Annotated in this window: 20 protein-coding genes, 3 pseudogenes and 3 riboswitches; of the genes and pseudogenes, 16 read left to right on the top strand and 7 right to left on the bottom strand. The window is 35.3% G+C overall.

Going from position 1 to position 26463, the window contains the following annotated elements:
* The 5 genes and pseudogenes from K322_RS21385 to K322_RS0114850 all read right to left on the bottom strand — a co-directional run.
* Positions 1–140 (bottom strand): annotated as a pseudogene (locus K322_RS21385) (glycosyl hydrolase family 95 catalytic domain-containing protein); the annotation flags it as partial.
* A gap of 510 nt (positions 141–650) precedes the next feature.
* Complete coding sequence (locus K322_RS0114870; protein WP_260204113.1) at positions 651–1421, bottom strand: response regulator transcription factor; 771 nt, start codon at positions 1419–1421, stop codon at positions 651–653.
* Positions 1422–1896: 475 nt separating this feature from the next.
* Complete coding sequence (locus K322_RS20895; protein ID WP_157279476.1) at positions 1897–2046, bottom strand: hypothetical protein; 150 nt, start codon at positions 2044–2046, stop codon at positions 1897–1899.
* Between the two features lie 251 nt (positions 2047–2297).
* Positions 2298–2618, bottom strand: coding sequence for a hypothetical protein (locus K322_RS0114855; RefSeq protein WP_026627588.1), 321 nt, complete (start codon positions 2616–2618; stop codon positions 2298–2300).
* Positions 2615–3532 carry an IS1595 family transposase gene (locus K322_RS0114850; protein WP_026627587.1) on the bottom strand — a complete coding sequence of 306 codons (918 nt, stop codon included), beginning with the start codon at positions 3530–3532 and terminating at the stop codon, positions 2615–2617. The genes K322_RS0114855 and K322_RS0114850 overlap by 4 nt, the downstream gene beginning before the upstream one ends.
* 477 nt (positions 3533–4009) lie before the next feature.
* Here K322_RS0114850 and K322_RS0114845 point away from each other — a divergent pair.
* The 5 genes and pseudogenes from K322_RS0114845 to K322_RS0114825 form a co-directional block, all read left to right on the top strand.
* Positions 4010–4327, top strand: a pseudogene (locus K322_RS0114845) (family 43 glycosylhydrolase); the annotation flags it as partial.
* Between the two features lie 51 nt (positions 4328–4378).
* A complete protein-coding gene (locus K322_RS0114840; protein WP_455423176.1) occupies positions 4379–5434 on the top strand; it encodes a glycoside hydrolase family 43 protein in 1056 nt (351 codons plus the stop codon).
* A gap of 34 nt (positions 5435–5468) precedes the next feature.
* Positions 5469–7394: a family 43 glycosylhydrolase gene (locus K322_RS19625; protein ID WP_084158590.1), complete on the top strand. Its 1926-nt coding sequence runs from the start codon at positions 5469–5471 to the stop codon at positions 7392–7394.
* Between the two features lie 149 nt (positions 7395–7543).
* A complete protein-coding gene (locus K322_RS0114830) occupies positions 7544–7873 on the top strand; it encodes a glycoside hydrolase family 78 protein (protein ID WP_026627584.1) in 330 nt (109 codons plus the stop codon).
* Between the two features lie 291 nt (positions 7874–8164).
* Positions 8165–8506 (top strand): hypothetical protein, encoded by a 342-nt coding sequence (locus K322_RS0114825; RefSeq protein WP_035332222.1) that lies wholly within the window; start codon positions 8165–8167, stop codon positions 8504–8506.
* A gap of 488 nt (positions 8507–8994) precedes the next feature.
* Here K322_RS0114825 and K322_RS20705 read toward each other — a convergent pair.
* Positions 8995–9160 (bottom strand): annotated as a pseudogene (locus tag K322_RS20705) (histone H1).
* Positions 9161–9281: 121 nt separating this feature from the next.
* Positions 9282–9486, top strand: a riboswitch (cobalamin riboswitch).
* Between the two features lie 446 nt (positions 9487–9932).
* Positions 9933–10136, top strand: a riboswitch (cobalamin riboswitch).
* Between the two features lie 116 nt (positions 10137–10252).
* Here K322_RS20705 and K322_RS0114820 point away from each other — a divergent pair.
* The 5 genes from K322_RS0114820 to K322_RS19620 all read left to right on the top strand — a co-directional run bounded on the left by K322_RS0114820 (position 10253) and on the right by K322_RS19620 (position 14339).
* Positions 10253–10492, top strand: a complete 240-nt coding sequence (locus K322_RS0114820) for a thioredoxin family protein (RefSeq protein WP_026627582.1) — start codon at positions 10253–10255, stop codon at positions 10490–10492.
* A gap of 1 nt (position 10493) precedes the next feature.
* Positions 10494–10886 (top strand): class Ib ribonucleoside-diphosphate reductase assembly flavoprotein NrdI, encoded by a 393-nt coding sequence (gene nrdI, locus K322_RS0114815; RefSeq protein ID WP_026627581.1) that lies wholly within the window; start codon positions 10494–10496, stop codon positions 10884–10886.
* A complete protein-coding gene (gene nrdE / locus K322_RS0114810; protein WP_026627580.1) occupies positions 10852–12942 on the top strand; it encodes a class 1b ribonucleoside-diphosphate reductase subunit alpha in 2091 nt (696 codons plus the stop codon). The genes nrdI and nrdE overlap by 35 nt, the downstream gene beginning before the upstream one ends.
* 20 nt (positions 12943–12962) lie before the next feature.
* On the top strand, positions 12963–13967 hold the full coding sequence (gene nrdF, locus K322_RS0114805) for a class 1b ribonucleoside-diphosphate reductase subunit beta (protein ID WP_026627579.1): 1005 nt from the start codon (positions 12963–12965) through the stop codon (positions 13965–13967).
* 144 nt (positions 13968–14111) lie between these two features.
* Positions 14112–14339: a cysteine-rich CWC family protein gene (locus tag K322_RS19620; RefSeq protein WP_035332220.1), complete on the top strand. Its 228-nt coding sequence runs from the start codon at positions 14112–14114 to the stop codon at positions 14337–14339.
* Here K322_RS19620 and K322_RS0114800 read toward each other — a convergent pair.
* On the bottom strand, positions 14317–14787 hold the full coding sequence (locus K322_RS0114800) for an Lrp/AsnC family transcriptional regulator (RefSeq protein ID WP_026627578.1): 471 nt from the start codon (positions 14785–14787) through the stop codon (positions 14317–14319). The genes K322_RS19620 and K322_RS0114800 overlap by 23 nt on opposite strands.
* A 159-nt stretch (positions 14788–14946) precedes the next feature.
* Here K322_RS0114800 and K322_RS0114795 point away from each other — a divergent pair, with 159 nt between their 5' ends.
* The 6 genes from K322_RS0114795 to K322_RS19610 all read left to right on the top strand — a co-directional run bounded on the left by K322_RS0114795 (position 14947) and on the right by K322_RS19610 (position 26321).
* Positions 14947–16068: a 5-methyltetrahydropteroyltriglutamate--homocysteine S-methyltransferase gene (locus K322_RS0114795; RefSeq protein ID WP_026627577.1), complete on the top strand. Its 1122-nt coding sequence runs from the start codon at positions 14947–14949 to the stop codon at positions 16066–16068.
* 369 nt (positions 16069–16437) lie between these two features.
* Positions 16438–16629: riboswitch (cobalamin riboswitch) on the top strand.
* A gap of 203 nt (positions 16630–16832) precedes the next feature.
* A complete protein-coding gene (locus K322_RS0114790; RefSeq protein ID WP_026627576.1) occupies positions 16833–17861 on the top strand; it encodes an iron ABC transporter permease in 1029 nt (342 codons plus the stop codon).
* Positions 17862–17868: 7 nt separating this feature from the next.
* A complete protein-coding gene (locus K322_RS19615) occupies positions 17869–18909 on the top strand; it encodes an ABC transporter ATP-binding protein (RefSeq protein WP_035332218.1) in 1041 nt (346 codons plus the stop codon).
* A 34-nt stretch (positions 18910–18943) separates the two neighbouring features.
* Positions 18944–21046 (top strand): TonB-dependent receptor domain-containing protein, encoded by a 2103-nt coding sequence (locus tag K322_RS0114780; RefSeq protein ID WP_026627575.1) that lies wholly within the window; start codon positions 18944–18946, stop codon positions 21044–21046.
* An 11-nt stretch (positions 21047–21057) separates the two neighbouring features.
* Positions 21058–22227 (top strand): ABC transporter substrate-binding protein, encoded by a 1170-nt coding sequence (locus K322_RS0114775; protein WP_026627574.1) that lies wholly within the window; start codon positions 21058–21060, stop codon positions 22225–22227.
* Between the two features lie 278 nt (positions 22228–22505).
* On the top strand, positions 22506–26321 hold the full coding sequence (locus K322_RS19610) for a cobaltochelatase subunit CobN (RefSeq protein WP_051290836.1): 3816 nt from the start codon (positions 22506–22508) through the stop codon (positions 26319–26321).
* The last annotated feature ends 142 nt before the right edge of the window (positions 26322–26463 follow it).

Genomic DNA, 26463 nt, shown 5'->3' with positions numbered 1-26463 from the left:
CCCGTTTCTGCTCCCCAGAAGTTCATTTGCAAATTGATATTAAGATGATAATCTCCATTCCACGGAGTGGCAATTTGCGGAGCCCATAAACCTTGCAGGTTAGGAGGTAATCCACCTTTGCGGGTAGAAGATATCAAAAGATTACACATAGATTTACTAATGAAATTATAAGCTTTAGTCACAGAACCCATTTAGGGGATAAGGCTACTTTTATTCAATAAAACAACACTTATTACTAAATAGGAACTGAATGATGAAGATTATTCGAAATATCTATTCATTCAAAAAAATGTACCCCCAAAAAAACTAATTGATTTATAAATCAATTAGTTTTTTTGTTTAAGCCTCACTTTTTTGAGAGAATATAATTGCTTACTTGATAAAAGAACAAATAAGAGGAAATTTTTCGATTAGCATACAAGAAAATATCGTTCACACCTCAGATTTCCCACAGGTGGCGTAAATTGAAGTTAAACGTTTCTTTGCTAGTAATGAGATATTTAATTATTCATTAAATATCTTACCTTATCTGTATGCAGATAATGAGAACAAATGAACACTATTTGTCCTTAATGAGTTAAATACTCTAAGCTGAATTTCAGGTATTTGCATTAAAGAAAAGACGTGAATTTTATGAAAATTCAAACAGGCTAATCGTCGTATTTTTTTCTCATTTTCTTAAAATATTCAGATGAGCTTGCATGAAATTCATCTTTAAAGCATTTTCTAAAATAAGATATTGAACTAAATCCAATCTGATAAGCTATTTCAGAAATATTATATTTCCCGGTAAGCAAGAGCTCTTCAGCCTTTCTCATTTTTATCTTACGAATAAATTCATTGATGGATATTCCAGTAAGAGCTTTTATTTTCCTATATAAAGAAGAATGGCTCATATTTAACTGATTCAAAACATATGTGATATCAAATAGTTCATCTTTCAATTTTTCCTCAATGATACAAGTGAAGTTATTCAGAAAATCATTATCTATTTTATTCAGTGACTCTTTCACAATGGCTTGTTTGAACGAAATATTAGATGATATAAGATCCGCTATTTTACGGCGGCTTTCCAGAAGATTTACCATGCGACTTCGTAAAAGAGTGGCACTGAAAGGTTTGGTTATGTATGAGTCGGCCCCAACCTTATAACCTTCTGTTTTATCTACCAAAGAGTCTTTTGCTGTCAACAAAATAATTGGGATATGGCTGGTTTGTATGTCGCTCTTTAATTCATTACATAAATCTATTCCGCTTTTCAAAGGCATGATGATATCACTGATGATAATATCCGGAATATTATTCAATGCAATTTGAGCTCCCTTTAATCCATTATCAGCAACCAATACTTCATAAAACTCGGATAGTGAAGTTTGAATATAATCTCTGATATCCAGGTCATCTTCGACTACTAAAACAATAGGCTTATTAATTAAGGTAACTATATACCAGATTACAGTGTAAAAAGGAGTTGAATTTTTTTATTAATTATTATAATTAAAACAATAAAAAGATATTTGTATTGCAATATTTATTTAAAATAAAAACAAAAGTGCCATATAAGATTTTAATATGACACTTTGTCTGCAATCTCCATTTGGCATAAATTTCGCTTATACTAATCTGCAAAAATATTGTTTAATTAAAATTTATGCTTATGTTGGATATTACGCAACAAGAGACTTTGGAACTCTTATCTAAAATTGATGGTATTACTACCGAAGATGAATCATCAGACGCTTCTAATATTGATTCTAAAGATGATGTAGAAATATAAGTAATAAATCTTATTTTCTTGGTTATGCAAGTTTTTAATTTCTTGCATAACTTTTAATCTTACCTTGCAAAGGTAAAAAGGGAGACTTACATCTCCCAGTTAAAGGGTGTTAAAGGATGTTACCTCTCTCTTCTTTGTCTTTCCATTTCCTCCAATATTTTCTTTTGATTTTTGGCGATTTTACTACTTCCATTTACCCAACGAGTTAATTTTACTCCTATCCAAAAGAGGATAACAAATACAACAATAAGACCAATTAAGGCTCCCATAATTTTTTAGATTTAATATTCTTCTTGCAACTAACAGAAGATATTACAATAGAAGAAGTGAGTTGCAATCCACATTCTCTTAAGGCATCGCCAAACGCCTGAATACACGCAGACACAACTCACCTCTATATGGCAAGTTATGCTGTGCTTGTGTATTCATTTGAAAATTTGGCGATTTTAAAGAGAATAAAGCACTTCTTTTTTATATTTTAGTCTTTTAGACTAAAGCAAATATAATTAAATTTTAAATATTAATCTTCATCCTTTGATTTTCTATTTTTACTTGTATTACTAGTGTAATACAATATTGGAAGAGATAAATCAGCATCAGGCTGATGATAAATAATATCTAATTCTTCCTCTAACGCTTTAGGGGAAAGTTTAAAGTCATTTTTAAGTATTTTTCTTGCTTCTTCTTCTGTATATCTACTTTTTAAATCATAATATGTTGTTATTGTATCAACAGCAAAACTCCTTTTTATATTCTTCTGAGTATTTACTTTTCTATTATTAAGGATCGATTTAAGAATATCATTAAATTCTTTTCCTACATTATCTTTATCTTCATTCATGCTACTATTTTCTGATAAGTCAATCTATAATTTACATTACAAAGTAACAAATTAAATCGACTACTCTCACTAATTTTTCGTGTATTGTATCTAAATACAAACTCATTTACATATAGTTGCAGATGCTTTCTACTTAGATGGTGATATATTCCTATGATCCCTCTTTTAAATATAGACCAAAATCCTTCTAAAGTATTTGTATAAACATTTCCATTTACATATTGTTTTTTACCATGATCTACTGAATAGTGAGTATATATTTTACTAACCTCATTATATCCTAGCCATTCATCTGTATAAAGAGTTGCTGTAGGTTTTACAAATTTCAATATATTGGGAGTAATTTGATGTCTTGAAGTATTTTCTACAACTCTACAAATAACATCACCTCCTCTTTGCAACATACCTAATACAGGTGTTTTGTCAATAAAGCTTCTTCCTTGTGAGTTCTTTACTTTCTTATCCCAATGTCTATTTTTATTCTTACCTCCTACAAAAGTTTCATCACATTCTACCTCTCCATCAAGTTGCCCATCATTCTTACAAATACAACAAGTTCTTATTTTATGCAAAATATGCCAAGCCGTTTTTTGAGTAATTCCTAAATCTCTTGATAACTGTAAAGATGATATACCTTTTTTATTAGATGCTAGTAACCATATTGCAGCAAACCATTTTCTCAATGATATTTTAGTACTTTCAAATATAGTACCAATTTTAACATTAAATAGTTTTTGAGTATTCTTACACATATATCTGTGATTCCCTAAATGATATACTTTAGATGTTTCATCAAATGGAGATATAACTCCCTCAGACCAGAATAACTGTTCTAGATAAATAATACAAGATTTTTCATCAGGAAAGGCTTCAAACAATTCAAATAGAGAGTTAAATTTAGCTACATCAATCATAGTTTTACCTTTATATTTATATTATTAAATTCTATATATTATATTAATTAAATATTTTATAATCAATATATTACATATGAAACAAAGGTAAATGGAATCTTTCGATTTCTTTGTAAAGGCTTGTCAAAATTCCTTAAGTTTGTAAAAGATTTTTATAAAGAAAACCCACATATTGGGAGTATGTGGGTTGAAAATAAACTGGAGTGGATAAAAATCTATCCCAAACAAATCGGGCACTTTAAATGCCCCACTAAAATTTTATAATTATGGAAAATTATATTTTTTTGTTTTCTAGACTTGAACGCAATTCTCAAGGTCAGTTGGAAGTTGCTTCATATTATAAATTAGCTTAATATTTATTCAGCCACTCCAGTTTTTTATTTATTCTAAATCCAAATATAATATAAATTCAATAAATTTTAAATTTAAGAAGGATTAACACTGTAATCTGGTATATAGTTACCTTATTATTTTCTTTGGTCGGAAGATGACACCCGCAGTCCTAATTACAAAGTACGCTATGCAACAGCACAGTCGCCATTAGGTCCATTGACAATACCAGAGAATAACATTGTTATCAAAAAAGACGAATCGAAAGGAATTTACGGAGCCGGACATAATTCAATATTACAGATACCGGGCAAAGACGAGTGGTATATTATATACCACCGAATACACAAACCCAATGGAATAAATATGCCTAACGGGGCCGGTGGTTTTCATCGCAAAGTTTGTATCGACAGAGTGCAATTCAATGAAGATGGTAGTATTAGAGGAGTAAAACCTACTCTGTAATTAAGAAAGAAGTTATGTATTTATTTTATAAAAAAAAAAGTAATGAATAGATTGCTGAAATTGATAATCCTATCCTATTTACTTATCAGTGTTGGTCTGATAAAAGCCCAAAATTCAGATAAAGTTCCGAAAGAAAATGAACTGAAAGCTTACCTAATGATTTATTTCAAAGATGACACACACAGTCTTTATATGGCTTTGAGTTCAGATGGATATTCTTTTACTGACATAAACAATGGAAAGCCTGTTATCGGTGGTGATACAATCGCTCAGCAAAAAGGAATCAGAGATCCTTACATAATGAGAGGCCCCGATAATAATTTTTATCTGACAATGACTGATCTTCATATATTTGGACAGAAACAAGGATACAGAGATACTGAATGGGAACGCGACGGGAAAGAATTTGGATGGGGAAATAATAAAGGCTTTGTCTTGATGAAATCCACAGATCTTATAAACTGGAGCCGTTCTAATTTATCGATAAGTGACGCTTTTCTCGGATGGGAAAATATAGGATGTGCATGGGCCCCTGAAATGATATACGATGAAAACCGTGACCGAATTATGCTCTATTTTACTTTACGCATAAAAAATGGGTTGAATCAATTATTTTATACCTATCTCAACAAAGAATTCACCGGAATAGAAACTGAACCAAAGCTTCTTTTTCAATATCCTAAATACAATAAATCGTACATTGATGCCGATATAACAAAAGTTGGTAATAAATATCACATGTTTTATGTAGCACATGATGGCACAGCGGGTATCAAACAAGCAATCTCAGATTCTATCCATACCGGATATGCCTATGACCCTGCATGGTATGATCCTGAATCTAAAGCTTGTGAAGCTCCGAATGTATGGAAACGGATAGGAGAAGATAAATGGGTGCTGATGTACGATATATATGGTGTAAACCCTCATAATTTTGGCTTCAGTGAAACAACTGATTTTATAAACTTTACAGATCTCGGTCATTTCAATGGAGATATAATGAAAGCTACAAATTTCACTTCACCTAAACATGGTGCAGTAATACATCTGACAAAAAAAGAAGCTGAACAATTAGCCAAACATTGGCAATTAGAAATGAAATTTTAAGTTTCAAATAAAATTAATAACTAAATAACTCTCCATGAAAAATATACTTGTCCTCCTTTTGTTTTCCTTGAGTTCTTTTACCATAATAAATGCTCAGCAACAGCAATCTAAAACATTCGAAGGTTATCTGTTTGCCTATTTCGAGGGGAAAGGTAAATGGTTGGAGCAGGAACAGCTCCGCTTTGCTGTTAGCCAAGATGCCGTTAATTGGACTGCACTAAACAGCAACCAACCGATTATACCATCGAGCGAAATATCACATACCGGAGGAATCCGAGATCCGTATCTAATGCGCGGACAAGATAACAGTTTCTATATGGTGGCAACGGATATGTACGTTGCAAAAAATGGATGGGATAACAACCCCGGAATAATAATGCTGAAATCCGATAATCTTATCGATTGGAATCATAGCATTATCGACCTTGCAAAATTATATCCAAAGAAATTTGGGAATGTAAAATGGGTTTGGGCACCTCAAATAATTTATGATACAAAGGCAAAAAAATATCTGGTATATTTTACGGTAAGATATCATAACGATAAAAAACTTGATTTTTATTGTGCCTACGCCAATAAAGATTTTGCAGGTTTTGAGAAAGAACCGCAATTAATGTTTAGTCCCAAATACGGAGGTATCGATGGGGATATTATATATAAAGAAGGACTATATCATTTCTTTTTCAAAGGCAATACAAAAGACCAAAACGGAAAAGAAATTAAAAACGGAATTCAACAGGCAATAAGTAAATCACTACAAGGTCCATGGACAGAAGATTTCAGATATGTGGATGCTTATGCCGACACTTCTGTGGTTGTGGAAGGTTCGAGTATTTTCAAATTGAACGATAAAGATGACTACATATTGATGTACGATTTGTATGTTGACGGACGTTACGAATTCCAGCGCAGTACGAATCTGTTTAATTTCACTGAAAAACCGGAACCGTTCAACAAGAACTTTCATCCACGCCACGGAAGCATTATCAGTATTACAAAAGAGGAGGCACGACTGTTGAATAACAAATGGGGCGGTGTTCCTACTTCTTTATTGCAGCCTACCGGAAAAACGGATCGATACCAATTTCAGTCCAAAGGTAATCCAGTCATCACACATCATTACACTGCAGACCCTGCTGCTTTAGTCGAAGGAGACACGCTCTGGCTCTTTGCAGGACACGATTTTGAAGGAGGACAGAAAGGATATAAGATGAAAGACTGGCTTGTGTTTTCTACCACCGATATGAAGAATTGGACAGAATATCCAGTTCCGATGAAAATCACTGATTTTTCATGGGCTAAAAGCGGGGATGCTTTTGCTGCACATATAGCCGAACGAAACGGTAAATATTACTGGTACATCAGTACTAATTGGTCGGGTATAGGTGTTGGAGTTTCTGATCGCCCCGAAGGCCCTTACAAAGATGCTTTGGGAAAACCGTTATTGACAAACAAAGATTGCTTTGCTTCTACTCACTCATGGGCATGTATTGACCCTGCTATATTTATTGATGACGATGGTACTTCTTGGATATTTTGGGGTAACCGCGAATGTTATTATGCCAAACTGAAGGACAATATGATAGAAATAGACGGCGAAGTAAAGAAGATTGACTTTCCCGGATTCAGCTTTACCGAAGCCCCTTGGATACATAAGTATAAAGGTAAGTATTACCTTACTTATGCAACAGAGTTTCCTGAAAAGATAGCATACGCTATGGCGGACCATATTGAAGGACCTTATGAGTATAAAGGGCTTTTGTCCGAAATTGCAGGCAATAGTAATACGATCCATCAAGCAATCACAGAATTCAAGGATCAGTGGTACTTTATATATCATAACGGAGGAATCAATACGAATGGGGGAAGTTATAGTCGTTCGGTTTGTATAGACAGGTTATATCATAACTTCGATGGCACGATTAAACGAGTTGATATGACTACCGAAGGAATAGAATAAGTAAATCAAAGGAAATAAAAAATACACTCTCTCAGAGAATATTAGCTAAAAGATAGTATTTAGCTTTATTAATTGTAGTAAACAGTAAATATTTATTAGACTGAAAATAATAAGGCCTGCAACCTTAAGACGAATATATTATATGAAATATGAAAAAAATCATTATTCTCCTATTCGGATTATTTCTTTTTTCCCCGGTTGTGACTGGCAAATCGACGGATTTTCGTGTATTAAATCTGAAAACAGAATATACCGTCACCCCACTGGGAATCGATGTCGAAAAACCCCGTTTCAGCTGGAATATGGAATCAGATAAAAACGGAGCTTATCAGAAAGTTTATCAAATAGAAGTTACAAACGAATCCGGTAATATAGTGTGGAATTCAGGAAAAGTGAATAGTGATATTTCATTGAACATCCGCTACGAGGGTTCCCCCTTACAACCTACAACCCGCTATTATTGGTTCCCTCCCCATTGAAAAAATAGAACGAGTTTATCAATACTTACTTTCTGAATTATCAACGAAAGATAATCAAAATCAAAAAAAATAACAAGAACGCGATTCAAACAAATTTCATCACTAAAGAAGAGGCTAGGACGTGATTTAATAAAAAAGATTAGTGAAAAAGAATGGATAAAGTATAATGACCTTCTTTATTATGATCCTAGTAGAAAGTTTCTTTATGATCGTTTACTCGTTCGTTCTATAGGTGACCGAAGTTTTCCAGAGGTGTCCTATAATAAAGCATATATACCGAGTTGGCTTAAATTGGAAATATGGGATTTCTATGAAAATGGATTAGAGTTCGTTGCAATGTGCCACAAAAGAGTTGTAATAAATGAAGATGAAACTTGGTATTTTACTGAGGATAATGAACCAAATGCTCAGAACTCATCTTTATTTTATAGAATTCCATATGAGAACATAGTAGAATATACAATGGAAACAGAGGGATACTTTGGTTATCCCTCTATTTTTGTAGAATATGTAAACTGTGGAGTTCCTTACGAAGAAGTTGTTGTTGGGCTTATTGGTTATTACAACTCTAAAGAACCAACAAAATCAAGAAAAACTTATTATCTAGATACAGAAAAAGAAATAAGAAAGTGATATTATTTATCTGTCTTAATTTAATTATTCGTAACCTTACAGCAATAAAAGAATATAAGCGAACTTCAGGCCAAACGTGGTATATTGAGAGATAGTAGAAAGCCAGAAACAACTACTAAATCACTACTAGATTAGTAGTAGTTATATGGTAATATATTGAGTAACATTAGTATTAGATATAAGTTCGGGCGTTCTTGCTCGGATCGCTAGGCCAACAGAACCTTTAAGACGGTTCAAAGCCAAGAGAAAGCAAAAGTCTTCTAAACTAATAGTTTAGGAGACTTTTTTATTACTCCATATTAAACCAGATGACAATCGGAAGCTATAAAAAGCCTACTAAAAGTCAAAATTTACTACTGAATAACTGCTATTCAAAACACGCTACTTTTTAGTGGTTGTTTTTATTAATGTGGATATACTGGCACAAAAGATTGACAGACAGAAGCAGAAATGATAGATATAGAAAAAGGTGAGTAAAGCACCTTTTTTCATTTCTTAGATTCTTCGATAGACACTTTACGGAATTCTTTCAAAGCTTTTTCTATTTCCAATGAGGCTTTTCTTGCTCGTTGTTCGGCTGCTTTATTCTCATTTTCTACCTGAGTGTTTGCATCTTTTGAAAAGTCAGCTTAAGTTTTCTACTAGATTTTTCATTATGTCCTTATTTTAAATAGAAGTACAAAGATAGATTTCTGACTTAACTTCCCCGTAAAGTTTTCTTTATAATTCTTCAAAAAACAAATCCAGAATACCTTTATTTTTGATTTTAATTAATACATTTGCACCCGATTTTGGTGTCACAATTCATATTTTCAGAAATGTGGTGAAAAGGGAATCAGGTGCAAATCCTGAACAGACCCGCTGCTGTAAGCTCCACTAAAAAGTCTTTGAGTAATACTCAATCCACTATTCGATAATGAATAGGAAGGGCATTCAAAGATGGAGTAAGTCAGAAGACCTGCCAGAATATAGTAGTTTTGTGCCTTCGGGAGATGAGGCAAAGAACATAAGCATTGTTTCGAATATCTTATTGTAAAAAACAGGAATGAGACCAATTGTATCATTTCGCAATTGTTTGGCTAAAGTTATTTGAAAGTAAATCATTTAGAAAAGATTATTTTTTACCCCAAAGAGAAGATTTGGGAGTGTAATACCTGTGTACTTTTTTATGTTAATATATATGGTTTGAACTCAATTCCTCGGAAGCGTCAAATTGGTAGTGGGAAGCTGATTTGACATTTGAATTGACCCCTGAAATGGAGAAGTCGGGATGACTTTTCTATTTTATTTTTCTGGAAAAATAATACTTATAGAAAACTACATGTAAATATTTTTGAATAAACTTTTCTTTTTTGATAAACATTAGTGATGATTAATAGATAAATATTTTCTTTTTTAGAAAACTTTTATCTCGGAAAATTGTTTCATATTTGTAGTAATATTTGGTGTCGTTATTCTAAATTCTTAGAAAATGATGAAAAGGGAATCAGGTGTAAATCCTGAACAGACCCGCTGCTGTAAGCTTCACCAAAGGTTTTCGAACAATTCTCTAACCACTATTCTATTTTGAATGGGAAGGACGTTTGAAAATGAAGTAAGTCAGAAGACCTGCCAAATAAATAAAATATTTTCTTTCGGGAAATAAAGAAAGTATTGCAAAAAAAGAAAATCATACATAAAAAAATGATAGGCTATAGTCTTAATCTAAGACTGTCTTTACTCTTTCTATAATTAAACTATGTCAATATGAAAAAAATCATAAAATTCGAAAAGGACGATTGTAATCCATGCGTTATGGTTTCTAATTTTTTTAATGAAAATAGTGTCTCTTTTGAAGCGATTAATCCATTTGATCATCCGGAAATAGCCATGCAATATAAGGTGCGTTCAGTACCTACAACTATATTATTAAATGACGATGATGAATTGATGAGAATAATCGGTTATCAGCCCAATGAATTAAATCAAATGATTGAATCCTTATGAGATGACAATATATTACGACAGTAAGACCGGTAATGTTGAGCGATTTATCGAGAAAGTGAGGTTGCTGACAAAATGGAGTTTTGTTAAAATACACGATGGTATAGCTGTTACTGAAGTGGGACATTTAATAACGTTTACCACTCAAATCGGAAAGGCACCTCTCTCAACACTCAAATTTATGGAACAATGGCATTCTTATATTGTATCTGTTTCAGCAAGTGGCAATATGAACTGGGGAAATAATTTTGCGCTGGCAGCTAATACAATATCCCAAGAATATAAGATTCCAATATTACTTAAATTCGAACTCGCTGGTTTGGATCGTGATGTAAATAGTTTTATTCAAAAAGTAACAGACTATGCAAATAAAGAAATGGATACTCCTCAACAATGAGGTAATGATAAAGAAAGACGACGACTATCAACTTGATAAAGACAAAGAAGCTGTACGTTCGTACTTTCTTGACTATGTGAATAAGAATACAGTATTCTTCTATACATTGAAAGAGAAGATTGATTATCTGATTGAAAACAATTACTACGAAAATCTTTACGACCAATATTCTTTTGAAGAAATAATGAGAGTATATGCACTTATATATGAGCGAAAATTCCGTTTTCCATCATTCATGAGTGCCTTTAAATTCTTCCAGAATTATGCCCTTCGAGACGACAGTGGCGAAAAATTCTTGGAACGCTACGAAGATCGTATTGCCTGCATTGCCTTGTACCTTGGGCAAGGAAGCGTAGAGCAAGCCATCAAATTCGCTGAACTATTAGTAAATCAAGAATATCAGCCTGCAACCCCTACATTTTTGAATGGAGGAAAACGCAGATCAGGCGAATTAGTTTCTTGTTTTCTCGACGAAATTGGCGATAGTCTTAACAGTATAGGTTATGCCATCAATTCATCGATGAAGCTGTCTTCTATTGGAGGAGGCGTCGCTCTTAATCTATCAAAATTAAGAGGCCGATCGGAAGCTATTAAAGGTGTTGAAGGACGAGCTAGCGGCGTTTTACCCATCATGAAATTATTGGAAGATGTATTTTCATACGCCAATCAATTAGGGCAACGCCCAGGAGCTGGAGCTGCCTATCTTAATATTTTCCACTCAGACATTGAAGAATTTTTAGATTGTAAGAAGATCAATGTTGACGAAAAAGTTCGTATCAAATCACTTTCAATTGGTGTTGTTGTTCCTGATAAGTTTATGGAGCTCGCCGAAAAAGATGAACCATTTTATATATTCTATCCTCATTCGGTGTTTCGTCAGTATGGGCAGCATCTTGACGACATGGACATGAATAAAATGTATCACGAGTTGGTTGATAATCCTAAAGTGAGAAAAAAACGTTTAAGTGCACGCGTGATGCTCGTTAAGATTGCCCAGACTCAAAAAGAAAGTGGTTATCCTTATCTATTTTTCAAAGACAATGCAAATAGAGAACACGCTCTGAAAGATATCGGAGAAGTAAAATTCAGTAATCTGTGTACCGAAATTATGCAATTATCGGAGGTGTCAGAGATTAACGACTATTACCAAGAAGACATCATTCGCAGAGGAATCTCGTGCAACTTAGGTTCGCTAAACGTTGCCACAGTAATGGAAAACAAGCGAATAAAAGAGGCTGTATCAACATCGATAGATGCTCTGACAGTGGTTACCGATATATCAAACATAGATGTTGTTCCGTCGATTAAAAAAGCAAATGAAGAGTTGCACAGTGTTGGCTTAGGAGCGATGAATCTGCATGGATTTTTCGCTAAAAACTTTATTTCTTACGAAAGCAAAGAGGCTCTCGACTTTTGCAATGTATTTTTCATGATGATGAATTTCTATTCGTTGCAACGCTCAATGGAGATTGCCAAAGAACGAAAGAAGACATTCAAAGATTTTGATAAATCAGAATATGCTAAAGGCACCTACTTTGACAAGTATTTAAAATTGGAATATTTACCTCAAACAGATAAGGTTAAATCTTTATTTGAAGGTATTGCCATACCCTGTAAAAAAGAATGGAAGGAGCTTAAAGATCAAGTCATGGAACATGGTCTGTATCATGCCTATCGTTTGGCTATTGCCCCCAATCAGTCTTCATCTTATATCATGACATCAACAGCTTCGGTAATGCCGGTGGTAGATACTATTGAGGTTCGAGAATATGGAGACAGTACCACTTTTTATCCGATGCCTTATTTAACGAATGACAATTTCTTCTTTTACAAGTCGGCATATGATATGGATCAGATGAAGGTCATGAAACTTATTTCAGTTATACAACGACATGTTGATCAAGGTATTTCTACAATACTTCATACCAAAAGCAGTGATACCACTCGCGACTTAGCTCGCTATTATATCTATGCACATAAAATAGGCTTGAAATCGCTGTACTATACTCGTACTCGAAAAGCAACTATCGACGAATGTGTATCTTGCTCAGTATAAAATCCAAAAGATAAATCATTATGAATAAAAATAAACAATTCCATGCTGTAAACTGGAATACACCTGAAAACGATTATGTAGAAATGTTTTGGGTGCAAAATCTTAAGCAGTTTTGGATAGATACCGAATACATCCCATCAAAAGACATTGACTCGTGGAAATCCCTTTCGCCTGAAATGAAAGAGGCATACAAAAAAGCACTTGGTGGGTTAACTCTCTTGGATACAATTCAAAGTCATACAGGTATGCCGAAGGCAATAGATCACATCGACGGTTTGCAAAATAAATCGGTGCTATCATATATGTGCATGATGGAATCGATACATGCTAAATCGTATTCGACAATATTCACAACGGTTGCTATAACTGCCGAAATAGACGAAATATTCGAATGGGCATCTAACAATGAACAATTGCAATTTAAAGCGAAAATTATTGATGCCAATTATCGTAAACTTGATAACGAAAATGCTCCGCCCGAAGATGTTTATATGGCTTTGGCTTCATCTGTAATGCTGGAAACTTTCTTATTTTACAGTGGCTTCTTCCTGCCGCTCTGGCTTTGCGGACAGGGGCAAATGGTTGCCAGTTGTGATATTATCAAAAAGATTGTAGCTGATGAATCTATTCATGGCGTATTTGTGGGACTTCTGGCTCAAGAGATATTCAATAAATTCGATGAAAAAAAGAAGAATAAAATAAAAGACAATTTATTCAAACTCATGGATGTGTTATACGAAAATGAATTGAAATATACGGACCATGTGTATAGCGATGTGGGACTGACAGGTGAAGTGAAAGAATATATCCGCTACAATGGTAATAAGGCTCTTATGAACTTAGGCTTTGAACCTCGGTTTGAAGTTGGTGAAGTAAATCCTATCGTACTAAATGGTCTGAATGTTGAAACTACACAACACGACTTCTTTTCTAAGAAATCGACCAATTATGAGAAAACATTAGAGGTAGTACACCTTCACGATGATGATTTCAATCTGGAGAAAGAATTAAAAATGGAAATATAATACACTAATAAAAGAGAATTGAACTGCAATTTTAACAGCTTGCAGTTCTTTTTCTTTGAGTCTTTAGGTTTTAATTAAAGAAACGCTTTCTCTAGTAAAAAAATAATTCTCTAAATTTATTTGATATAACAAATTCATAAAGCCATGGAAAAGAGATGTCCCTGTTGTGGTAAAACATTTGAATGCAGACACAACGATATTTTATCCTGCCAATGCACACAGATTCATCTTTCAACAAAAGAATTAGCATATATAGATGCACTGTATCCGGGATGTCTTTGCCTGCAATGTTTAAAAGACCTGAAAGCGAGTTTCTATAAACAAGGTTTGGATGAGATCGAAGAACTTCTCACTCCCAATAAATCGGAATAGACCTCGTATTCTTCACTTCTCCAATAACAAAAGTGCTGTGTAAGCTGCCAATAGCATCAATCTCACCAAGGGTGTTGAGAACAAAATCCTGATAATGCTTCATATCTTGGACATAAATTTTCAGCATAAAATCATAGTCTCCGGAAATATTATAGCAGTTAGTTATCGTATCAATTTGATTAATAGCTTCCATAAATTGAAATCCATTTTCCTTGGTGTGTTGTTTCAATTTTATACTACAAAAGACAATCAGATTACACCCTAATTTTTCAGGGTCCAACTCAGCAGTGTATCTCTTAATATATCCCTCTCTCTCCAATCGTTTTTGACGTTCAAAGACCGGTGTCGGCGATAAATTTACGAGTTTTGCTATTTCTTTTGTTGTCAATTTCGAGTCTTTTTGCAACACACCTAATATTTTAATATCCGTAGCATCCAGCTTTTCCATAGGTAAAATATCTTAAAAAAAGGTTTTTGTCAGTTTTTTTATCTATCAACCGCCTCTTGTTATGCAAAAATAGAATTTTTATCCAAAATCAAATACATATATAGATATATTATTTACAAATACTAAATTTGATAGATTATTAATTAAAAAAATGCAATTATGAATTTAAAACAAAATGCACCCTTTAGGGCTGATGTCATAGGTAGTTTCTTACGTCCGGAAAGATTAAAAGAAGCTAGAGAAAAGTTCTTTCAGAAACTAATCTCTCATGAAGAATTAAAACAAGTGGAAGACGAAGAGATAAAAAAATTAGTTCACAAGCAACAAGAGGTTGGTCTTAAAGTTGCAACGGATGGAGAATTTCGTCGTAGCTATTGGCATTTAGATTTCTTCTGGGGATTCGATGGTGTTGAACACAATATAATGAAGCAAGGCTATCTGTTTCATGGAGAAGAAACCCGGGCGGACTCAGCTCGTTTGAATGGGAAAATCCGTTTTACAAACCATCCTTTTCTTGAGCATTTCAAATTTCTACAAAGCATTATTTCCGGAGATGTTGTTGCACGACAAACAATTCCTGCTCCATCTCAATTTTATGCTGAATTATTACGGGGAGAAAACGAAGAAAAAGTAAATGAATATTATCCAAACAGAAATGATTTATTGGAAGATATAGCTGCCGCCTATCGTGCTGTAATATTGGAGTTTTACAAATTAGGTTGTAGAAATATTCAACTGGATGATTGTACTTGGGGAATGCTTTGTGATAAAAACTTCTGGCAGACAATGGCTAATGGAGACTATAATCCAAACAGCTTACAAGAAATTTATTTGAATCTAAATAATAAGGCCATAGAGAATTTACCTGAAGATTTGATTGTTAATACGCATGTTTGCCGAGGCAACTACCACTCGACGTGGGCTACTTCTGGAGGCTACGAACCTATTGCTGAAAATCTGTTCGGAAAAGAAAAAGTAAGTGCCTATTATTTGGAATTTGATACTGATCGTGCCGGAGGATTTGAACCGTTACAATATGTTTCATCTAACAAGAAGGTGGTGCTCGGTCTTATCACTTCGAAATTTCCTCAATTAGAAGATAAAACCCTGATAAAAGAAAGAATAAAGGAAGCTTCTAAATTTGTTCCTTTAGATCACTTATGCTTAAGTCCTCAATGTGGATTTGCTTCAACCGAAGAAGGTAATATTCTTACTGAAGAAGAACAATGGAAAAAAATAGCATTGGTCTGTGAGGTAGCTCAAGAAGTTTGGGGGAAATAAATACATCTAAAAAGTATATCATTTTGTTTGAATAATCGATAGGTGCCTTTGCCAAAAGGAGAATAGGGAATCATGTGTAAATCGTGAACTGTCGCGCAACTGTAACCACAGTTATTTCTTAAAATCAATAATTATATGCCTTATGAAATAAGACACGGATTAAATGTCTGTAAGTAATGCTGGATAATAATAGACTATGTAAGGGTACTACACAAAGAAGTCATCGGTCGTATCTGATAAACATATTTCATATGTTATTTCTGAAGAAATAAGAAATTAGAGTGATCAGAGGCTTAATCTCCTCTAACTGATAAAATGATACATCATCTGAAATTCATGTTTTTTTTTAATTTTTTATAAAATCTTATATATCTTTGTAACCGTTTTGGTGAATCGCTTAATTCTTGAGCGATGAGAGGGAATCAGGTGCAAATCCTGAACAGACCCGCTGCTGTAATCCCATTCTGTAAAGAATGTAAATAACTACACCACTGATTATGATCTTAGTAATCGGGAAGGTAAAGGGAAAGTCAGAAAACCTGCCGAAACATTAATGTTGGTAAGCCTTCGAGGTATAGGGGTTTGTCTTCGAGAAAAATAGCCTGCTTTTACATCTGTTTAAAAAAGATGATATTGCCTGATTTGTGCCGAACATCAGGATATGGTAGTGCGTATTTCCTTAGAGCCATTCTGTGTGCAGTATGTAAAATACCTGCAGCCTGCCAGCATATTGAAGTTTAAGTAACAAACGGTAAATATAGTTGATGAACTCTTTTATTTACATAGTACTTTCTGTTCTTGCGATAACACTTTTTCTTTTGGATATTATGCTGGGCAGCATAACTATTCCTATGCCTGATATTATTGATATACTATTAGGCAAAGGATCTCATGTATCATGGGAGTATATTATTCTGAATTTTCGTCTGCCTAAAGCGATAACGGCCGTATTTGTTGGTGCAGGTATTTCTTCTTGCGGATTACTGATGCAAACCCTTTTTCGTAATCCATTGGCAGATACATCTATCTTAGGAATAAGTAGCGGGGCGAGTCTGGGGGTGGCATCCTTTGTTATGATATCGGCACTGTTTCCTGTATTTATACCTGCATCTGTTTCGTCAAACTATTGGGGAATGGTGTTGTCGGCGATAATTGGTGCTTCGATAATCCTTTGTTTGGTTTCTTCTATCATATCGTGGCTTAAAGACATTGTATCTGTGTTGATTATCGGTGTCATGTTTGGTTTTGTAACCAGTTCTATTGTTGCTATAATGCAGTATTTCAGTGATCCGGAAATTATCAAAAATTATATCGTATGGTCGTTTGGCAGTTTAAACGGAACAACATGGAATCAACTTCAATATGTGATTCCTGTAGTATCAGTGGGATTATTAGTCTCTTTATGCTTGCCTAAATATTTGAATTCTTTATTGTTAGGAGATAATTATGCCCGTAGTGTAGGTATACAGATCAGTAAAGTAAGGTTTACGATCGTTTTTATAACCAGTATTATTACAGGAACACTCGTTGCATTTACCGGTCCCATAAGTTTTATCGGCATTGCAGTTCCTCATTATACCCGTATTTTGTTTCGGACAACCAACCATCGTGTTTTATTGCCCGGAGCCATGCTTTGCGGAATCTGTCTGATGTTGTTTTGCGATATTATTACACAGCTTCCGGGTAATGGAATCATATTACCTATCAATGCTGTAACTTCTATTATGGGAGCTCCTGTAGTTGTCTTTATCATTATAAAACGAAGAAAACTCCGCAAAACTATTTTTAATTGACAGGAAGATGAATGACTATATATTTCCATACGAGAAAGAGATTGTAAAGTTAAGGCTGGTAACTACAGGTTATAATGATCGGAAATCAGAGAAAATAGTATCGAAAGACATCTCTGTAAGTATTTCTAACGGCGAATTAGTCTCATTGATTGGAGCAAATGGCTGCGGAAAATCGACGTTGATGAGGTGTATCGGAGGATTACAATCAGTGTTGGGTGGAGATATTCAGATAAAAGGGAAGGATGTCTCAAAAATGTCATCTATGGAAAGAGCCCGAAGTCTGAGTTTGGTTCTCACTGATCAGATAGAAGCAACTAATCTGACCGTATATGATATTGTATCTAACGGTCGTTATCCACATATCGGATATCTAGGTAAGCTGTCTGAAAACGATTGGATGATTATAGATAAATCATTGGATATCTGTTTTTTGAGAGGGTGGGGCGATCGGATATATTCAAGCCTCAGCGACGGTGAAAAGCAACGGGCGCTGATAGCCAGAGCTTTATCACAGGATACACCTTTGATGTTGCTTGATGAACCTACTGCTCATCTGGATTTACCTAATCGGGTGGAAATGATGAGGATGTTAAACGAATTGGCAAAGAAAACCGGAAAAGCAATATTGATTTCGACTCATGAACTGGATTTGGCTATGCAGTGGTCTGACACTATATGGTTGATGAACACTGAAGGTCGTTTAATTCGAGGGATTCCTGAGGATATAGTGCTTAGTGCGAAGATAAGCGAATGTTTCAGTAATAAGAATATTTTTTTCGATATGCAGTTGGGGAACTTCAAGTCGAATAAGGAGAATACACACCTTGTAACAATTCAAGGGGAAGGTATTCGTCGTATTTGGACAGAAAGAGCCTTGGAGCGTATCGGGTTTGTAAATACCGATATTAGCGAAGGTATCCCCATAATAACGGTATTTGAAGATAACTGGAAGTTATCTTTTAATAAAACCGAACAAATTTATTATTCACTGGAAGATATACTTGGCACTCTTCGTACTGATAATTATTGGCATTCAATCTTAAAATGAATAATAGAATCATTTAATTATTATACTTAAAACAATGAAAAAAGCCTTTATTCCCGTTTGTTTAATGACGGTGATGAGTATTGGAGTCTATGCTCAAAACTCCGATGCACTTGCTGAACAGCAACTGAATGATGTTACGATTTATGCCAGTAAAACACAGGCATTGCTGAAAGACCTTCCGAATAAGATCGAGGTGATTAATAAACGCCAGATTGATGCTTCGGGTATCAATAATCTGACAGATCTGTTAAAGACATATGTTAATGTGGATGTGATAGAATATCCCGGTTATAATTCTTATTTCAGTATCAGAGGTTTTAAACCTACCGAAGGTAAATATACCAGTATATTGATTGATGGAGTGCCGGCCGGAACTACTAATATGGCTACACTATCATTGGGTGATGTCGAACAGATCGAATTCCTTAAAGGCCCATTTTCTTCGATGTACGGATCCGATGCTATGGGAGGCGTTGTTAATATTGTAACCAAAAAGAATAAAGGAAAGTTGACAGGAACTGCTAAAGTTGGTGTTGGTAGCTATCAGTCAGCAAAAGGAGCTTTTACTGTCGGTGGACGTGTCGCAGGAGGTTTATCATTCGATGCAAACTTTGATTATTCGTCTCAGGCACGCAACTATAAAATCGGGAGCCATAATATTCTGGATATGTCGGCTACCGATAAAGCTATTGTCGGAGAAGATACTTATGGCATACGTATGATCGGATCTACTTATAATGGGTTGAGCGGAAAGGTGCGTGTCGGTTATGATTTTAACCCTAATTGGTCATTGGATTTTACTCACATGTTGTTTGCAGGTAAAGACTTACCGCAAGGAGGAAACGTATGGGCATCTTACGGAACAAAGAAAAAAGACGTCACCCGTAACAATTCCAAATTTGAGTTAAAAGGAAAAGCCGGAATACATAATATTCTGTTTGCACCCTATTATTCAACTTCCCGTACTCAGACATATAATACCAATTCTGATACAGCCTATGTTACTACAGATAGCCAATTGAAGACTTATGGTTATACACTTAACGATAATATACAATTGGGAAATCACAAAATAGCTTTTGGATTGGATAGTAAGAACGAATTAAACAAACTGACATCATTCTCAAATAGGGATGTAATTAAAGCTGCTTATAAACCGAACTATCGAAATTCGGCAATGGGGGTATATGTTCAGTCGAATCTGAAATTCTTAGACGATAAATTGAATATATCACTTGGAGCTCGTTACGATTACATTGATTTTAAACTGAAAAGAACTCCGGGATTGGATAATGATCCTAAAAAAGAAAGCTATAATATCATCAATCCTAATATAGGATTTAAGTATGAAATGCTGAAAGGATTGGCTTTCCATTCGAGTTTCGGAACAGCATTCAGTATGCCTGATGCTTATCAGAAGGCCGGAGAGTATTTATACAATGGTACAATAACTGTCGGTAATCCGGAGCTGAAACCCGAAAAATCTCAAACTCTTGATGCCGGATTATCTTTTAGCAAACCTAAACAGGGTATTGACTTAGATGTTACTTATTTCTATACATGGAATCAGGATTTTATTGTAGAAGAATTATATACTGAAAATGGGCAGAAATATAAAACGTTCAATAATGCTGATAAAGCTAAGAAAAGCGGTATTGAGGTAATGGCTTCGTATGATTTCGGAACTCTTTTCGAACGAAAATTTGCTCTTAAGTTATACGGAAATCTTACATGGATGTTTCTGTATGACGATTATAGCAACGGTGTGTGGAATAAAACATGGTCGGTAAGGAAGCAGAATGCTAATTTCGGACTTGATTTTCTATCGAATAAGGGCTTCAGTGCACGATTGAATGGTCGTTTTATGGGACACCGCATCGAGAAAAATTATATTGCAGCGACCTATCGTCCCGATCTGAAAAAGCTGCAGGAAGAAACTCAACCCGATTTAGTGGCTAATTCGCTGATCAAGCATCCCGAATTTTTGGTTTTCGATTTTAATGCATCATTCCCCGTCACACAGAAAGTAAGTGTAGGTGTGGTTGTAAATAATATACTTGACGAAAACTATACCGAAAAAGACGGTTATAATATGCCGGGACGTAATTTTCAATTAAAGGCATCTGTTTCTTTCTAAGTTGAAAAGATATGAAAGCTAATTTCATTATTGCTTTGGCTCTGTTCTCTCTGACTGTGGTATCTTCTTGCTCTTTCAATAAGCAGGTTCAGCCAAACACAGAGAGGTCGAGTATACAAGACTCACTTGACTTCAACCATAAGGTTGAGGTCAAGTCTGCTAAGAAGCTAAGGATAAATAATTTTGTCGATCATAAAGAAGTATATGTAATCAATCCGTTTGCGAGCGATACTATTGCGACTTATGTTTTGGCTCTGAAACAGACTGTTTTGGATTCAAATATCGAATCGAAAGGTTTGGTAATCAGAGTGCCCATACAGTCTATCGTATGCCTATCATCTACTCATGTCGGAGCACTTGAGTTATTGAATCTGAGAGATAAAATTCTCGGTACAACTAATATTTCCCATTATTGGGATGATCAGGTAAACTCCCTTATATCAGCAGGAAAGATAAAAGAAGTCGGAAAGGGTTTGAATGTTGATGTCGAACTTATAACATCTTTAATGCCGGATGTTGTTGTAAAGAATGACCATAGTAAAAATATCAAGGAGAAAGAATTGGAAGCTGTGGGTATTCTCACTGTTTTTTATAATGACTGGAGAGAAGGAGATCTTTTGTCGAGAGCCGAATGGATAAAAATGATGGGATTACTTTTTTGTAAGAATATCGAGTCTGATTCGATATTTGGCGAGATAGTAAAAAGATATGATACTGTAAAAGAATTAGCTGCTAGTGCAAAAGTTTATCCTCAAGTACTTATAGCCCAAGATATAAAAGGAACGTGGTATGTGCCCGGAGGTGAGAGTTATGTGCCTGCTATGCTGAAAGATGCCAATGCTTATACCAAAACAATAGAGGGAGTAAGTACTTCTATGCCTTGTAGTTTCGAAAAGATATACGAGAATCATCGCAACAGCCCTTATTGGATCAGTTTGAAAGGAGGAACGGTAGCGTCTCTTGATGAATTCGGGTCGATGAGTGAGCATTACAAAGAATTTGAGGCATTCCGATCGGGCAATGTTTACATCAACAATAAAAGAGTAAAACCGCAGGGCGGAAATGATTTTTGGGAAACCGGAGCATATAAACCTGATGTGATTCTGAAAGATTTAGTGAAAATTCTTCATCCCGAACTTCTTCCCGATTATGAAACTTATTACTGGCGGAAATTGAAGTAGAGCTCATTCCATATTACAGGTTCTTTTGTGAGTTTTATCTATTAGCAAAAGCCATGAAAGGGTGGAGAAAACGGAGCTTGAAATAGAAAAGGGTAACAACCGAAAATATACACAAAGAGAGTAACCTTTGTAACCTTTTGTTTTTAACGTATTGAATTACAGTAGCAAGAAAAAGGTAATGTGATGTGAAAAATCGATATAGGTGTTACCTTTTAGTCCTACAAATAAAGTATCACAATAGAATAAAATAAGGTTTTGAGTTCTTAGATTGCATTATCATGAAAATAAAACGATTGGTGTTTTTTATTTTACTTTTGAGTTTATCCTCAATTCTTCAATCGCAGACAAAAGTCAGCTTTCTGGTTGATGATGGGTTTGGTGCGAGTGTAAATCGAAGTATGCATTTGTTGAAAAAGACATATCCGGATATTGCAAAAAAATGTCAGTTTCAGGAATTTATTTATTCTAATTATCATGAGAGTGATCTCGATTTCTTCGAAAATTCCGATTTGATATTTATAGCCTTACATAATAATGGTTATATATTCAAAGCGAAAGCTCAACTGTTATCCGCCCTCAATCGGGGGGCCAAGGTCTACGCCTTAAATATGTCGCATGAGTATGATAGTGAGTTGCAATCGTGGGGTGTTCGTTTTGATGAATGGACTTTAGCAGCATTCAAAAATGGTGGAGAAAATAATATAATGAATATCGTTCTGCAAAAATTAAATAAAGATTTCGGATTCGATTGTTCTTATGGAGATATTGAGCTGACACCGTTTTCGGGTATTTATAATTATAAGAATAAAAGGTTGCATACCAACATCGGTTCTTTTATTTCAGAAAGGCATGATCTGAAAGAGTCTCAGCCATGGATTGGACTGGTAGTAGGGAGAAGTGATCTTACCAAAGCCCAATATTTATATATGGATGTTTTTATACAAAATATCGAAAATGAAGGCTTCAATGTTCTGCCTGTATTTACCTCGCAACAACCCGGAAGCCAGCAAGACGAAGCATTAAAAAGATATTTTACACCTTCCGATACTATTCCTCAAGTGAGTACCATTTTCAATTTGGGATGTTGGTTTAATATTCGTCCCGCTCAGGAGAGAGCGGTATTGGAAGAATTAGGTATACCGGTCATTAATGGGATTATATTGGACACTAATCAGAAAGACTGGGAAGAATCATTGATTGGGATCAATATCTATAATCGGTCAAATTTGGTAGCTATTCCTGAGCTGGTAGGTTATATCAACCCGTCTGTAGCAGTTGTTTTTGATGATGTCAGCCATAATGTCAAAATCAAAAATGCAGTTGATCATCAGATGAAAACTATTCTTGGTCGGATAAGAAATATTTATAACCTACAATCTAAGCCGAATAAAGACAAACATATAGCCCTGATATATTATAGTTATCCTCCCGGAAAAGAAAATATCGGAGCAAGTTATCTAAATGTCTTACCCAATAGTCTGGTGTCTATGCTGAAAAGACTTCAGCATGAGGGATATAATACCGGATCTAATCCGATAGACAGTGCGACAGTATTTAATAAGGTTATGGATGCCGGACGCAATATCGGGTCGTGGGCTCCTGCCGAAGTAGACAAATTAGTGAAGACAGGAGAGCCTGTATTGGTTCCGATGGATATATATAAGAAGTGGTATAATAATATGTCATCCAAAATACGGGCAGAGATGGAGCATAAATGGGGGCGACCCGAAGACTCGCAGTTGATGACATGGACTGATAAATACGGGCAGACCTATTTTGTTTTACCTATGATTAAATACGGTAATATAGTATTGACACCCCAACCTCCAAGAGGATGGGAAGATAATGCAAAGAGTTTGTATCACGATCCGTTAGTACCTCCGCCACATCAATATCTCGCATATTATCTGTACCTTAAGTTCGGATTGAAAGCTGATGCCGTAGCACATATCGGAACACATGGAACACATGAGTGGCTGCCGGGAAAAGAAGCCGGATTGAATCGCGACGATTACCCCGAAGCCCTGATTATGGATATCCCGAATATCTATCCGTATATTGTCGATAATGTTGGAGAGGGTTTACAGGCCAAACGACGTGGACAGGCTGTAATAATAGACCACATGACTCCTCCGTTTGATAAAGCATCATTGAACCCAGAGTTGAGAGACGTAAAAAATAGTATATCAAAATATTATGATCAAAAAAGCAAAAGCCCGATAGCATCCCGCATAATATACGACGATCTGGTATCTAAGATCGATTCTTTGGGTATCTTGAAAGATCTGAGTATAGATAGTATAACCGATCAGAACCTGGAAATAATAGATGATTATATCAAAGAAATAGAAGAAAAGCAAACTCCATTCGGATTGCATACTTTTGGAGTATCTCCACCCGAAAAGTATATAGAAAGTACTACTGATGCCATTATGTCTATGAAAAAAGATATATCCGGCGATGAAAGAAATGAATTCAGGCAAGAGGTGAAAAATAACCTGATAAAATCGGGAGAAGAAGAACTGAATTCTTTTATAGATGCTCTGAATGGAAAATATATTCGTTCCGGTACGGGTAATGATCCCATTCGCAATCCAAGCTCATTACCAACCGGTAAAAACTTCTATGCTTTTGATCCGAGGCTGATACCTTCGAGAGCTACTTATAGCTTTGGTGAGAAACTTGCCGAAGAGTTGATCGTTAAATATCGGTCTGATAACAAGGGTGAGTATCCTTCGAAAGTAACTATAAATCTATGGACAGTAGAATGTATCCGTAACGAGGGAACTATGGAAGCCCAGGCATTCAGCCTGCTTGGGGTAAGACCTGTTTACAACAGTTCGGATCAGGTCGTGGATTTAGAACTGATTCCCAAGGAGGAATTAAAAAGGCCTCGGGTAGATGTTGTTTTCGCTCCCTCGGGATTGTATCGGGATATATTTCCGGAGCTTATGGCTCTATTGGATAAGGCGGTTTCTCTAGCCAGAACAGCAGATGAAGATAATAACTTTGTACGTCAGCATATTCTGGAATCGGAAGATAAATTGAAAAAAATGGGAGTTGCCGATGATTCATTGGCACAGCGTATTGCATCCGTTCGTTTATTTACAAGCCCATCGGGATCATACGGGACAGGTGTAAGCGGTACGGTTCAGGCGTCCGGCACGTGGGATGATGAAAAGGATGTGGCAGAAATATATTTCAACCGGATGGGGCATTTGTACGGACAAGGTTTCTGGGGGACTAAAGTTGAAGACGAATATACCTACTTACCGAAAGATTTCTCGAAGAATGTGTTTAAAAATGCTTTATCAGGAACAAAAGTGGCTTTGCACAGCAGGTCGTCAAATATGTATGCTTTGCTAGATAATGATGATATGTTTCAGTATCTGGGGGCAACGGCAATGGCTATCAGAACACTCGATGGAAAATCGCCTACCGTAATGCTGACAAATATGATTGATCCGGCAGCTCCGAATCAGGAGACTCTTGAAAAGTTTCTTGGGCGTGAGCTTAAAACCCGTTATCTGAATCCGAAGTGGGTTGATGAAATGGTGAACGAAGGATATGCCGGAGCCCGCTTTATTAATAAGATGGTATTTAATCTCTGGGGGTGGGAGGCTACTATGCCCGAATCGGTGAGTGATAATGATTGGAATCAGATCTATGAAACCTATATCGAAGATAAGTACAAGCTGAATATCAAGCAGCGATTCAAAGACAGTGGTAACTTGTATGCTTACCAATCGATGCTCTCCCGAATGATAGAAACTGTAAGAAAAGGTTATTGGCAAGCCGATGAGCAAACTATAAATAAGATGCTGACCCAGTTTAATGAAACAATTAAGGATGTAGGACTGGCCTGTAATCTGAATGTTTGTAATAATGAAAAACTTATCGACTATATTTCGGGTAAGATAAACGATATGCCGTCAATGTCAGCAGAAGAAAAATCGAGATATAAATCGGCTCTTCAGAAGTTAAAATCTTCAAGTAAAGGCGGGAATGATATTGATAAAGGTAAATCTGAAAGCGATCTTAATATTTCTATAAAATCGACTTTCAAAGATCTGAATAAAAAGATGGGAAAGTGATAATGTTATTGTAGAAGTCATACCTGTTTAAGAAAAAGCGGTGCCCTTGTTGCAGAAAGGAGTTTGAATGCAGGCATAATGATATTTTATCTATAGATATATTTAGATGCAGATGCTCTGGCATATAAGTTGTATCCGGATA

The organism is Indolivaga capnocytophagoides DSM 22835 (assembly GCF_000426485.1).
Taxonomy (GTDB): Bacteria; Bacteroidota; Bacteroidia; order Bacteroidales; family Dysgonomonadaceae; genus Dysgonomonas_A; species Dysgonomonas_A capnocytophagoides.
The sequence above is the reverse complement of the archived record's forward strand: the minus strand, read 5'-3'. Positions and strand labels throughout refer to the sequence as shown.

What these genes read in the sequence shown, in the direction of transcription:
- K322_RS20895 (WP_157279476.1), bottom strand. Translation starts at nt 2,046, where the DNA reads ATGGGAGCCTTAATTGGTCTTATTGTTGTATTTGTTATCCTCTTTTGG.
- K322_RS0114855 (WP_026627588.1), bottom strand. Translation starts at nt 2,618, where the DNA reads ATGAATGAAGATAAAGATAATGTAGGAAAAGAATTTAATGATATTCTT.
- K322_RS0114850 (WP_026627587.1), bottom strand. Translation starts at nt 3,532, where the DNA reads ATGATTGATGTAGCTAAATTTAACTCTCTATTTGAATTGTTTGAAGCC.
- K322_RS19625 (WP_084158590.1), top strand. Translation starts at nt 5,469, where the DNA reads ATGAAAAATATACTTGTCCTCCTTTTGTTTTCCTTGAGTTCTTTTACC.
- K322_RS0114830 (WP_026627584.1), top strand. Translation starts at nt 7,544, where the DNA reads ATGAAAAAAATCATTATTCTCCTATTCGGATTATTTCTTTTTTCCCCG.
- K322_RS0114820 (WP_026627582.1), top strand. Translation starts at nt 10,253, where the DNA reads ATGAAAAAAATCATAAAATTCGAAAAGGACGATTGTAATCCATGCGTT.
- nrdI (WP_026627581.1), top strand. Translation starts at nt 10,494, where the DNA reads ATGACAATATATTACGACAGTAAGACCGGTAATGTTGAGCGATTTATC.
- nrdE (WP_026627580.1), top strand. Translation starts at nt 10,852, where the DNA reads ATGCAAATAAAGAAATGGATACTCCTCAACAATGAGGTAATGATAAAG.
- nrdF (WP_026627579.1), top strand. Translation starts at nt 12,963, where the DNA reads ATGAATAAAAATAAACAATTCCATGCTGTAAACTGGAATACACCTGAA.
- K322_RS19620 (WP_035332220.1), top strand. Translation starts at nt 14,112, where the DNA reads ATGGAAAAGAGATGTCCCTGTTGTGGTAAAACATTTGAATGCAGACAC.
- K322_RS0114800 (WP_026627578.1), bottom strand. Translation starts at nt 14,787, where the DNA reads ATGGAAAAGCTGGATGCTACGGATATTAAAATATTAGGTGTGTTGCAA.
- K322_RS0114795 (WP_026627577.1), top strand. Translation starts at nt 14,947, where the DNA reads ATGAATTTAAAACAAAATGCACCCTTTAGGGCTGATGTCATAGGTAGT.
- K322_RS0114790 (WP_026627576.1), top strand. Translation starts at nt 16,833, where the DNA reads ATGAACTCTTTTATTTACATAGTACTTTCTGTTCTTGCGATAACACTT.
- K322_RS19615 (WP_035332218.1), top strand. Translation starts at nt 17,869, where the DNA reads ATGAATGACTATATATTTCCATACGAGAAAGAGATTGTAAAGTTAAGG.
- K322_RS0114780 (WP_026627575.1), top strand. Translation starts at nt 18,944, where the DNA reads ATGAAAAAAGCCTTTATTCCCGTTTGTTTAATGACGGTGATGAGTATT.
- K322_RS0114775 (WP_026627574.1), top strand. Translation starts at nt 21,058, where the DNA reads ATGAAAGCTAATTTCATTATTGCTTTGGCTCTGTTCTCTCTGACTGTG.
- K322_RS19610 (WP_051290836.1), top strand. Translation starts at nt 22,506, where the DNA reads ATGAAAATAAAACGATTGGTGTTTTTTATTTTACTTTTGAGTTTATCC.